This is a genomic window from Candidatus Poribacteria bacterium (assembly GCA_026706025.1).
Classification (GTDB): Bacteria; Poribacteria; WGA-4E; order WGA-4E; family WGA-3G; genus WGA-3G.
Genome location: JAPOZO010000021.1, coordinates 45,760 through 57,621 on the forward strand (window position 1 = coordinate 45,760; position 11,862 = coordinate 57,621).

Annotated in this window: 11 protein-coding genes; 5 read left to right on the plus strand and 6 right to left on the minus strand. The window is 45.0% G+C overall.

The features are described from left to right. The first annotated feature begins 173 nt into the window (after nt 1–173). Genes OXH00_04865 through OXH00_04885 form a run of 5 tightly spaced genes read left to right on the plus strand, consistent with a single transcriptional unit; the run spans nt 174 to nt 5,464 of the window. Entirely contained in the window at nt 174–1,652 is a 1,479-nt protein-coding gene (locus OXH00_04865; protein MCY3740330.1) for a leucine-rich repeat domain-containing protein, read from the plus strand. A 20-nt stretch (nt 1,653–1,672) separates the two neighbouring features. After that, complete coding sequence (locus OXH00_04870; protein ID MCY3740331.1) at nt 1,673–1,807, plus strand: hypothetical protein; 135 nt, start codon at nt 1,673–1,675, stop codon at nt 1,805–1,807. Nucleotides 1,808–1,819: 12 nt separating this feature from the next. Next, nucleotides 1,820–3,283, plus strand: coding sequence for a leucine-rich repeat domain-containing protein (locus tag OXH00_04875; protein MCY3740332.1), 1,464 nt, complete (start codon nt 1,820–1,822; stop codon nt 3,281–3,283). 27 nt (nt 3,284–3,310) lie between these two features. Beyond that, nucleotides 3,311–4,243: a leucine-rich repeat domain-containing protein gene (locus OXH00_04880; GenBank protein MCY3740333.1), complete on the plus strand. Its 933-nt coding sequence runs from the start codon at nt 3,311–3,313 to the stop codon at nt 4,241–4,243. Between the two features lie 27 nt (nt 4,244–4,270). Then, nucleotides 4,271–5,464 (plus strand): DegT/DnrJ/EryC1/StrS family aminotransferase, encoded by a 1,194-nt coding sequence (locus OXH00_04885; protein MCY3740334.1) that lies wholly within the window; start codon nt 4,271–4,273, stop codon nt 5,462–5,464. Nucleotides 5,465–5,597: 133 nt separating this feature from the next. Here OXH00_04885 and OXH00_04890 read toward each other — a convergent pair whose 3' ends face one another. From OXH00_04890 to OXH00_04915, 6 genes are all read right to left on the minus strand, one after another. Further along, on the minus strand, nt 5,598–6,410 hold the full coding sequence (locus OXH00_04890) for a hypothetical protein (protein MCY3740335.1): 813 nt from the start codon (nt 6,408–6,410) through the stop codon (nt 5,598–5,600). Beyond that, nucleotides 6,373–7,611 carry a multiheme c-type cytochrome gene (locus OXH00_04895; GenBank protein MCY3740336.1) on the minus strand — a complete coding sequence of 413 codons (1,239 nt, stop codon included), beginning with the start codon at nt 7,609–7,611 and terminating at the stop codon, nt 6,373–6,375. Before OXH00_04895 ends, OXH00_04890 begins: the two co-directional genes overlap by 38 nt. Before the next feature lie 34 nt (nt 7,612–7,645). After that, on the minus strand, nt 7,646–8,035 hold the full coding sequence (locus OXH00_04900) for a cupin domain-containing protein (protein ID MCY3740337.1): 390 nt from the start codon (nt 8,033–8,035) through the stop codon (nt 7,646–7,648). 221 nt (nt 8,036–8,256) lie between these two features. After that, nucleotides 8,257–9,084: a hypothetical protein gene (locus tag OXH00_04905; protein ID MCY3740338.1), complete on the minus strand. Its 828-nt coding sequence runs from the start codon at nt 9,082–9,084 to the stop codon at nt 8,257–8,259. A 206-nt stretch (nt 9,085–9,290) separates the two neighbouring features. Beyond that, nucleotides 9,291–11,606, minus strand: a complete 2,316-nt coding sequence (locus OXH00_04910) for a DUF255 domain-containing protein (protein MCY3740339.1) — start codon at nt 11,604–11,606, stop codon at nt 9,291–9,293. 52 nt (nt 11,607–11,658) lie between these two features. Further along, nucleotides 11,659–11,862, minus strand: a 204-nt coding sequence (locus OXH00_04915) for a metal ABC transporter permease (GenBank protein MCY3740340.1), incomplete at its 5' end; no start/stop codon positions are given.

The window sequence follows — 11,862 nt, forward strand, 5'->3', positions numbered from 1 at the left end:
AAACATGCTTTTAGAATATGTGATGAATCGCACGACTACAAACGCACTTCAGACAATATTGACAATTTCTACCACAAGATGCTATAATCCAATCAACATCAAACAAATTGCCTCTTAAAGTTCTAATTCACTTTAGTGGACACCATGTTCCGCAATTAATAGGATCTAATGCTATGAAACATTTTTCCCTTCTTTTCCTGATTCTTACCGTTTTTCTCGGTTGTTCACTTGTAAAACCGAAAGTAATACCTGATAAGAACTTAGCCGCTGCCGTGCGAGAACAACTCGATTTAGATCCAAACGAACCTATCTCAGAAGAAGATTTGAGGGAATTAAACTTCCTGATGGCTGTGGGTAGAGGAATCAAAAAACTCGATGGTTTGGAAAAAGCCACAAATTTAATGACTTTGTGGCTTGAGCAGAACGAAATTAGAGACATCTCGCCCCTTGCTGATTTGACTGAACTTGATAGGTTGATCCTTCCCAACAACAAAATAGAGGACATTACACCCATCGCAGGGTTAAAACAGCTCACGCACCTTGAACTTGAGCAAAACAAGATCAAGGACATCACACCGCTTACAGGGTTAAAACATCTTACGCATCTTGAACTTCAACAGAATCAAATCAGCGATACGACGCAGCTTTTTGCAGTGCTTAAGACATTGACAGCCCTTTCACACCTAAAACTTGAACTAAACCAAATCACGGATGTTACGCCACTCACGGGATTAACACAACTTACAGCACTATGGCTCTACAACTGTCAAAATGCCGACCTCACACCGCTCACCGAAATGAAGCAGCTCACTCAGTTATCACTTTATAACTGTCAAATTACGGATACCACACTGTTTGCTGAAATGCCCCAACTTACAGATTTACTACTTGACAAAAATAAAATTAATGACATTACCCCTATCGCCGAATTAACGCAGCTTAAAACATTAAGCCTTGGTGGTAATGAGATTATTGACATTACGCCGCTCACAGGATTGACACAGTTGACTTTCTTATCACTTGGGTATAATCATATTCATGATTTAACGCCTCTTAGTGAGCTAAAGCAGTTGACCCACCTAATACTTAGGTATAACCCAATCAAAGACATAGGCCCCCTTGGTGAGCTAAAGCAGCTGGAACACCTATCCCTTGAGAACAATCAAATCAGCGATATTGCGCCACTTGCCCGGATGACAAAGCTCGAGTTCCTATTACTTAAAAATAATCAAATCAGCGATATTGCGTCACTGAGCGGGATGACAGCACTTGGGAGTGTATTACTTGAGGGGAATCAAATCAGTGATATCGCGCCATTGAGCGGGATGACAACACTTGAGGGTGTATCACTTGAGGGGAATCAGATCAGCGACGTAGCACCTCTCGCAAATTTGACACAACTGACGTACTTAATACTCGCGGATAATCAAATTAGTGACATCGCGCCACTTAATAAATTGACGAGACTTAAAGCTTTATGGCTTCAACATAACCAAATTAGCAATATCAGTATTGTTGAAAACTTTAAGAATCTCACACATTTAAATATCAAGGAGAACCCTATTCGGGATATGACACCTATTCGCAGACTCCGTAAACAGATTCCGCATTTGGAACTGAACACGGAAAATATCTACTTGACTGAGCGTTGAAAAACACAGAGGATATGAATATGGAAACCAAGTTAGCAATAAATCGTGGCGAACCTATCGTCAAAGACGGCTTAGAGAAAAGCTGGTCCATTTTCGACGAAACTGAAGAGAACTCACCTTTAGAAACCTTAATCCAACTAACATCAACCGAATAGGGAACTAATGTTATGAAGCGTTTTTATCTACTTTTCCTGATTCTTGCTGTTTTCCTCAACTGTTCACTTGTAAAACCGAAAGTAATACCTGATAAAAACTTAGCCGCTGCCGTGCGAGCAGAACTCGGTTTGGACCCAAACGAACCTATTTTAGAAGAAGATTTGAGAGCGTTAAAACGTCTGATGGCCATGCATAGAGGCATAAAAGATCTGACCGGCTTGGAAAAAGCAACAAATTTAGGAAGTTTATGGCTTTCCAACAACAAAATAGATAATATTACACCCCTCGCAGCGTTAAAACAACTCACAGACTTAGAACTCAGTCGTAATGAAATTAGCGACATCACCCCGCTCACTGGTTTGACTAAACTTAACAGATTACGACTTTCCAACAACAAAATAGATAATATTACACCCCTCGCAGCGTTAAAACAACTCACAGACTTAGAACTCAGTCGTAATGAAATTAGCGACATCACCCCGCTCACTGGTTTGACTAAACTTAACAGATTACGACTTTCCAACAACAAAATAGATAATATTACACCCCTCGCAGCGTTAAAACAACTCACAGACTTAGAGCTCCAACGGCATCAGATTAGTGACGCAACGCATATCTTTAGCGTACTCACAGAATTGCCCGAACTTACGGAGTTAAAGCTTGAACTAAATCAAATCAGTGACATTGCGCCAATCACAGGTTTGACGCAGCTGACGAGTTTATTACTTAATAGCAACCAAATTGTGGATATTACACTGTTCACTGAAATGGCACAACTCACAAAGTTGTCACTTCGGAACTGCCAAATTACAGACCTCACGCCGATTGCTGAAATGCCGCAACTCATAGAATTAACGCTCGCAAATAATCAAATTAGCGACATTACCGCCATCGCTGAATTAACGCAGCTTAAAAAGTTATGGATCGGGCGTAATCACATTCGGGACACTACGCCAATTGCAAGACTAATGCACTTGGAATCCTTAGGTGTCAGTGATCAGCGAATCAAAGATATAAAATTTTGCAGCGAATTGCAGCAGCTGAGATCTCTATCACTCACCAATAGTCATACCAGCGATATAGAGCCTCTCGCTGGACTAAAGCATCTCAGTTTTTTGGCTCTTGACCGTAATCAAATTAGCGATATTTCGCCACTTGTGGGGATGGCAAAACTTAAGCGGCTATCACTTGTGAATAATCAAGTCAGTGATATTTCACCACTTGCGGGGATGGCAAAACTTACAGAGTTATATCTTTCGGATAATCAAATCAGCGATATTTCACCACTTATTGGCTTGACAGAACTTATAGCGCTGTCACTCAGGAATAATCAAATCAGCGACATCAGCGTCCTTGGAAATCTTAAGAATCTCGGATATTTAAATATCCAAGAGAATCCGATTCAAAATATGAAATCGATCCGTGAACTCCGCAAACAGATCCCAAATTTGCAAATTATAGAATTTAATCGCTAATCAAGGGATTAAAAAGGGGTCAGCATTATGAAACATATTTGCGTGCTTTTTGCCTTTTTCACCGTTTTCATCAGTTGTTCGCCACCGGAACCTGTAGATATCCCCGATGCCAACTTAGCTGCAGCTGTGCGGGAGGTGTTAAACTTAGACCCCAACGCATCTATCACGGACAGGAATTTGAAAAAATTAAAATCTCTGCGTGTTAACTCAAGTGGTATCACAAATTTAACTGGACTCGAAAAAGCGACAAATTTAAGATACTTAAATCTTCACACTAATCAAATTGTAGATATTACACCACTCGCTCGTTTACCCCGTATTAGAACCTTGATACTTCCGGATAATCAAATTAGTGACATTCCACCCCTCACCGGATTAAAACAACTTCAGTCTTTATTCCTTCACAAGAATGAAATCAGTGACATTAGCCCTATTGCAGATTTGACGAAGTTGCGCGAGTTATCACTTTCTAATAATCCAATTAGCGATATTACACCACTGATTAGGTTAACTCAACTTAGAGTTTTATTCATTGAGAATAATCGGATAAGTGATATAAAACCCTTAGCCAGTATGACAAAACTCGACTACCTAACTCTCAGTAATAATCAGATAAGCGATATAAAACCCTTAGCCGGTATAACAAAACTCGAATACCACCTAAATCTTAGCAATAATCGGATAAGCGACATAGAACCCTTATCGGGTATGACAAAACTTCGGATTTTAAATCTCGAAAACAATGGAATCAGTGATATAAAACCTCTCGAAGGGTTGACAAAACTTTATCAATTATGGATCGGTCAGAACCAAATTATGGATGTTAAACCTCTCGAAGGATTGACAAGACTCCATCAATTATGGATCGGTCAGAACCCAATTGAGGATATGGCACCAATACAGAGGCTTCGTAAACAGAGACTGAATTCATTAGAGGTAGATATAGAAGATGCCCAGTAAATAGGGACAAAAAAGGAGAACGTGGACATGGAAACCAAGTTAGCAATAAATGGCGGTGAACCTGTCGTCAAAGGTGGTTTAGGAAAAGGTTGGCCCATCTTCGATGAAACCGAAGAAAACGCGCTTTTAGAAACCTTACAAAGTGGTGCCTGGAACCGACGCGAGAAAGTCGATGAAGCCGGTGAAAAATTCGCCGCGTTTCAGGACGCAAAATATGGAATCCCGCTCGCCAACGGCACCGTAGCATTGCAGTGCGCGCTAAAGGCTGCTGGCATCACGGCAGGCGACGAAGTCATCGTTCCTGCGCTGACATTTGTGGCGACAGGGACATCCGCTGTCTGCGTCAACGCCGTTCCGGTAATCGTTGATATTGATCCACTCACCTATAACATCGCCCCTGACGCGATTGAGAAAGCCATCACACCAAGGACACGGGCAATCATTCCAGTACACAACGGCGGCTATCCGGCAGATATGGATGCCATCATGGAGATTGCTGAAACGCACAATCTCAAGGTGATTGAGGATTGCGCGCATGCACACGGTTCACAATGGCGTGGAAAAGGGATGGGTTCCATAGGACACCTTGGCGCATTCAGTTTCCAGATGGGAAAGACGCTGACTTGTGGCGAAGGCGGGATGGTGATAACAAACGACGAGGAACTCGCAGGAAAAGCAGGCAGCTTCGCACAGTTGAACATGCGGATGACAAACTTCCAAGCGACACTTCTGTTGTGTCAGCTCGAACGGTTTGAGGAACAGGTCGAGACGCGCGAACGAAACATCGCCTATCTTTCCAAAGGCATGGAAGCGATAGAGGGACTCCATCCGATCCCGCGCGACGCGCGTGTCACACGCTGGTGTTTTTACTATTGGGATTTCCGATTCGTCTCCGAAGAATTTGGTGGTATCTCACGCGGAAGGTTCATGGAAGCACTCAGTGCAGAGGGAATCTCATGTGGTGTCGGTGCGCATGGGGAGCCTATCTATAACGAGGGACCCTTCGGTAACCCAGAATTATTTGATCAGTTAGGCTTGCCCCGCAAATATCTCGGTGACCAAGCGATCGACTACAGCACGCTCAACTGTCCAGAGGCAGAACGCGTTTATCGCGAAGAGGTTTGCAGTTTCAGCCACGCCATGTTTTTAGGCGATACAGACGATATGCAACTGATTTTAGACGCTTTTCAAAAAATTCGGACACATGTTGATGAACTGTGACTTGTGGCAGCTGCTCAAAAATCGACGTTGAAGATACTTATCGCAGGAGCGTAGAAAACAGGAAGAAACCGCCTAAATTTCTTTTATCAGGAGGTTTATCCTTATCTCAACGCACCTGTCCTAAACCGCGGACTCAGTTTGTGGTAGACATTTTCCAGATACCTAAGAGCGCGAGGAGCGATAGATTTGGAAAGAGAAGTGGCGCGAACAGAGGCGCGCCATAGAGAAATTTATCTATCTGCGTAACACCTGGGGCTTGCAGATCTACCGTCAGGTGGAAGAAGAACCCCGCAATACCCACGATGAAGTTGATGCCTAAAACAACGGCACAGAATCTAAGGAAAGTGGGGCGGTGAGGCACAAGAAATAGCGTTGTCAAACAACCGACAGCGATAGCACTCGTAAACACGGGCAACCATTCAGATGGATTGAAGAACCCGTTCTGCGCGTGGTCGAAAACCGAGAGAATAAAATTACCACACCACCCGAAACCCGCCATAAGCACAACCCATTGTGCCCATTCTAAATCCGTATCGCGGATCATACCGTTCATGATTAAAAGCAGCCCTACCCCTGTAAAAGCCAGTGGTGCTACAAACGGAGCTGTGTAGACAAGGTTCTTGAGGGTCAAGTCGGAGAAGAATTCGCTGCCGAGATGAAAAAACATGCCGAAGATGCCGATACAGATAGCACCCCACCCAACACCAAACCGACACCACGCTCGCCACCGCCCTTTTTTTCTAAAAAGTATGAGCGCGAGCAGGACGGACGCACCTAACGAGAAGTAGAAAGGAATCCATTCCGCAGGATGTGCAAATGCGTTGACGGAGTGCGCTAAAAACACATCAAGTGCTAAAAACGCAAGGTTCGCAACTATAAAAAAGTCGAGCAGTCTGGCAGCCAACCCTTTACGGTTTCGCAGCGTTTTCTCTGAGTTCTCCGGCAATTCTTTTCAACTCCGTCATCTTCAACAAAATCTCATAATTTCCGTGCCACTGAACAAAGTCCGCGCCCCCCATGAACGCGCCATGTTTTGCCGTCCGTCCGTAATAGTGCCACAGATCAAAGTAAAGAAATTCGATAGGTTCATCAAAAGGTGTTTCCGTCAGCAATCCATCTTCACGAAGCGATTTCATCAGGGTAACTGCTTCCGAAATTTTGCGGTTGGTATCAGCCACAACACCTTCAGCCTCCTGATAGTAAACCTCTACCTGTGAACTTGCATGGCATTTTAAGCACGTCTCTTTCATCGCGTCTTGACCTTGTTGGTAGGTCGGACGCTTCTCAGAGACCGCCGCAAACAGCCAATACGAGAGTCGTTCGGTTGTATCGTGCGTCACATTCAAGCCATCCAAGCCGCTCAAGTGGCACGTCACGCATGTCGGTACTGTCATATCTGCTGTCGTGAGTGCTTTCGGTGGTGCTTTGAGATTCATCTCCGATTTTTGCGCATTGTAAAGCACACCGTGCTTGGATTCATGGTAAATTTCGATCTGTGAATGGTCGGGTCCCATGTGGCACTGCCCACAGGTTTCCGGCTCCCGCGCCAGCGCAACCGAACTTGAATGCCGCGCATGGCAGGCTGTGCACGTCCCAATAGAACCATCCGAATTGGGTTTACCTATATCATGGCAACCCAAGCATCCAACATCAATAGCACTCTCACCCTCTGCCATCGCTAAGGGGTTCACAGGACGCTCCACTGCACCCTTGTGATACCTTTCAGCGAAGGTGATCTGTTCTGCTGTAAAATCTTTCGCACCCCATACCGCTGCCCAAGCCGGTGCAGCGTGTCGGCTTCGGAGAAACTGTGTATACTCGGTCGTATGGCACTCGCTACAATTTTTTGCCGTGAGATGTTTCGCGATTGTAAAGCTCCGGTGTGCTTGCGTTTCCTGATTTTCTACGGCTTTATGGCAATCCAAGCAACTTACGCCGTGCTTTGCATGCTCACTCCGTTCATATTGATGGACAACCGCAGACGTTTCCCGGCGATGACACTCCGCACACTTCCCCGTCGCCCGCACAAAATCAGCACTCGGCTGCTCTACTTCCATTGCCGGACGCCTTGCATTCAGGATTAACACAACAGTAATCAGGACTGCTCCCAGGAATACCGAAATGAAGATAGATTTAAATGACATCATATCAGCGTATTGACTCCAATTATGCTTCGACGTTCTAATGAGATACTTTACCCCCAATCACAATTAGGAATGCGCTATCTTCGCTGGCATGGACCGAGTGAAGGACATCGCCTGTAAAGGTAACCCCCTCACCCTGTTCGAGCGTTATCTTGTCAGCACTTGATGTAAATATGATCTTTCCGTCAAGCATAACGACCACTGCGCCAGCAGGGGCTGAATGCTCCTCCAATGTCGTTCCGGCTTTCATAACGACCAGAACGAGTGTCAGTTCATCTCCTCGGGCTAACGTCAACGAAGCTCGACCCGACGTGGCGAATTCGGCTTCTTCCATGAGATTTTCAGCCATAGACATAAATGGAAACGCTTTGGTTAATGTCGTATTCAAATCTACCGGTCTGTACGGTCTTTCATAGGATGTATTCATTGTGTTCTCCATGATTTGACGGTGAAAGTAAGTATGAAGGACATTTTATTTTATTTTTATCATATCTATTATAGTTAGGTGGGCGAGACTGGAAGGCAGATCGCAAATGTAAAGCATTCTCGCTGCGAAGCAATTTGGTTTCCGCGTGTGGGCAACCAAATTTGGGCGCGTGCGCCGCAAAACCTCGCCAGCGAGAGAGATGACATGCCCTTGTGATTTTATCAATAGCCACGTTTTACTTTTGCCCAAGTCGTTGAGAGTTTGTCTGCTGGATCAACAGCAAATGTGCCGCCAATGTTTTGGTTGATTTCTGCTTCGCTGAGTGCTTTATCATACGCTCGGACGATTGCAAATGATCCGTTAAAAGTTCGACGGCGTTCATCGTAAGAATTCGCACCGATTGAGATGTCGTTTATCGGTAACTTCTTGTCGAATTCAAAACCGGCTTGTTCGCTGACCTTTTTACCGTCTTGATACGCGATAATCGACTTGCCGCTTGTGCCAACAATTGCTATCCAGGTCCATACACCTTCCTCAAGTTTAATGTTAAGGGGTTGCACGCCTTGCTTGCCGCCCTTGGCATGGATAGAGGTGTCCAGATTCTGACCGCCAACGATCCAGAGCCGAATCCCCTGCTTGCCTTCCCTTGGACTGTTCTGAAAACCGGCGAAATGATGTTCCTCAACAAAAAAGTCACCATTGCGCCTACAAAGAAACTCTAACGTCCAGTCCTGAAAAAACAGCGGTGTGTTTTTGGCGGGTGGCCCTCCGAAAGTTTGCAGTGATTCTTTGGTTGTGTAGTATTTCACATTCTGTTCGTTGATACCGAGTGCTGGAATTTTAATTGCGCCTTCTTCGAGTTCGGGTGCTGTATCTGCTTCAAGTAATTCACCACCTTCAGTGCCGAGATTTTTCCAAGCTTTTGGATGAGCAGGGTTATCAGCAGCATTAAGATACAGGACGGGATCAGCAACAACATTCGCAAATGCGACGGTGCACGCTATTGATACGAAAAACAGTGTGGTGCAAATTGAAACAATATGTCTCATTTTAGGTGCCTCCTATGAATAGGGGTGGACTAAGGTATGGTAAGAGTTGTAGAACAAACGGTCAAATACCAGTATAGCAAGGAAGAACCTATTTGTCAAATTAATTTGAGCGGTGAGTGTGTAAAATTTTGGGCGTGAATCGACTCAAATTGCTACCTACAAGCGGTATTGCATTTAGTCCCAGCCGGACAACATCTGTGTAGAAACTATGGCAATTCTAAGAGAACATCCAAAGTCTCCGGGAACAGACACTCAGTGTCGTTACACGGCTGATAGGTGAGTTTGAGTGTGATTGGGACGTTTTTCTTCTGCGTTACATTCGGTTTCTGTTTTAAACGTAGCGGGATCGTCAGACTTTTTTCATAAATATTCAAAGGCTGGTCGCTAAACTCAAAACGCGTGGATCTACCTTTCGGATATGCTATATCGACAATCTCTACCGGAGCGTTCACATCCACTGTAACAGTTGTCGGAATCAGATTATCTTGTCCCGCAGGGTTGGCGTTAATGTGCCAACCTGCAGCGATTTTAAGCTGAAGTTCCACGTTGAAAACTGCATCGGCTTTCTCTTTAACTTTAGCCGTTGCGGTTACTGTTGATGATCCGGAGGTATCTTGGTCCTCTTCCAGTGTTAGGTAGTCGTTAAGGGCAAAGTGCATATACATGAAAGATGATGGACTTTGTCCCATGGACTCTGCAAAAATGCGTAATGTTTTCTCAGCATAATCCCGATAGTCTGCTCCAAGTGCTAACAGATTTTTAACAGCGACAGCGTTACCAGACGGAATGGCGGAGTCATAAGGTTTCTTGGTACGTACAATAAGATGTTTCGCATCCGCTTTCGTGTAATAGAAACCACCGTTTTTATCGTCCCAGAAAAGTTGGATCATCTTATCGGTAAGTGTACGTGCCGAATCTAACCACTGATTCTCATCCATCGCCTCATACAATCCGAGCAGGCCACGGACAAAGAAGGCGTAGTCATCAAGATACGCATCCTGCTTGACAACACCAGCCGTATAGGTATGCCATAACTCACCATCGGGTTTTCTCAAGGCGTCAAGAATAAACCGAGCAGCCTTCGATGCTGCGGCGAGATAACGTTCCTCACCAAGCACTTGATAGCCGTAGGCGAGCGCGTCTATCATCAAACCGTTCCAGTTGACAATGATTTTTGTGTCCAACAACGGATATTCGCGTTCAGAGCGTGCTGTCAAAAGTTTTTCGCGTGCTGTTGACAATCTTTTCACAGAACTCTCTACTGCTGACCCTTCAGGGACATAAAGAACGTTTTTACCTTCAAAATTGGGTCCCTTATTCACGCCATAAACTTCGTTGAAGTCGGACGTGTCTTTTGGGTTTCCGAGAATCTTCTGGATTTCAGCAGCTGTCCAGACATAGTATTTCCCTTCTTCGGCATCCGTTTCAGCATCCAATGCCGAATAGAAACCGCCTTCGGGTGCCGTCATCTCCCGGAAAATGAAACTGAAGATTTCTTCGGCAACGCGTCGGTAACGCGGTGCTTGTGTCAATTGATAAACCTGAAGATATACTTTCGCCAATTGCGCGTTATCGTAAAGCATCTTCTCAAAGTGTGGGATGAGCCATTTCGCGTCAACGGAATATCGATGAAACCCGCCGCCGACTTGGTCATACATACCGCCGTAAGCCATCATATCCAGCGTCCGTGTCACCATTTTCAATAACGATTCGTCTTTTTCGGGAGAGGTTTGTATCCCCGATTCTCTCTGATATTCACTCAGTAGGAATTCGAGATTAGCCGGACTCGGAAATTTCGGTGCTGTGCCAAACCCACCATAAGCTTGGCTATAGTTCGTCCGAAGGTAATCCAAGGCACCAGTAATGAGCGTTCTATCCAGTACTCTCGCGTTAAGTGCGGTGAACCCACGGCTGGTTGCCATCTCAATGGTATTTGAGATTTGGTTTGCGGATTCGATGACCTCTGCCTCTCGCGTTACCCACGCTTCCTGAACAGCATCAAGGATCGTTGGGAACCCGGGTCTGCCCGGCATATCTGCCGGTGGGAAATAGGTGCCAGCGTAAAAGGGTTTTAGGTCAGGCGTGAGGAAAACGGAATTGGGCCAGCCTCCACGTTGCACCAGCAGTTGCGTCGCGGTCATATAGATTTCGTCAAGGTCTGGGCGTTCTTCTCTGTCAATCTTGATATTGATGAAATTCTTGTTCATTACCGCGGCGATTTCTGGATTTGAGAAGACCTTTCGTTCCATCACATGACACCAATAGCACGTAGAATAACCGACCGAGAGAAAAATTATTTTGTTTTCTTTCTTCGCGAGTGCCACTGCTTCATCACCCCAGGGGTACCATTCTACAGGGTTATGTGCATGAAGTAGTAGATACGGACTGGTTTCATGGATAAGCCGATTCGTCCATTTCCATGAACCGTCTGGATTTTTAAGTGCTGCTTCATCGGCACTTACTATCCACATAAAATTAAGTAAGATTAGAACAACAAGAATTTTCTGTATAGTGTTTTTCATAGTAGCAACCTCTGCTATTGAACATAACGTGTGAAGATGTCATATAGCACGGTTATTGCACAAGTGCCTGCTGCGCGATCGTACGTCCGTGTTCTGTTAAAGCCAACTGCGTCTCTTTTCGCGAGACATATTGGTTGTTCAGCGCGTATTTCACGACTTGGTTTGTAAAAATGGGATCCCAACTGAGATGCTCATGGAGGTCTGCAATCGCCGATTCCGTTTCTGCTTCAGGAAGTCCTTCGTGATTAAAGAGGTG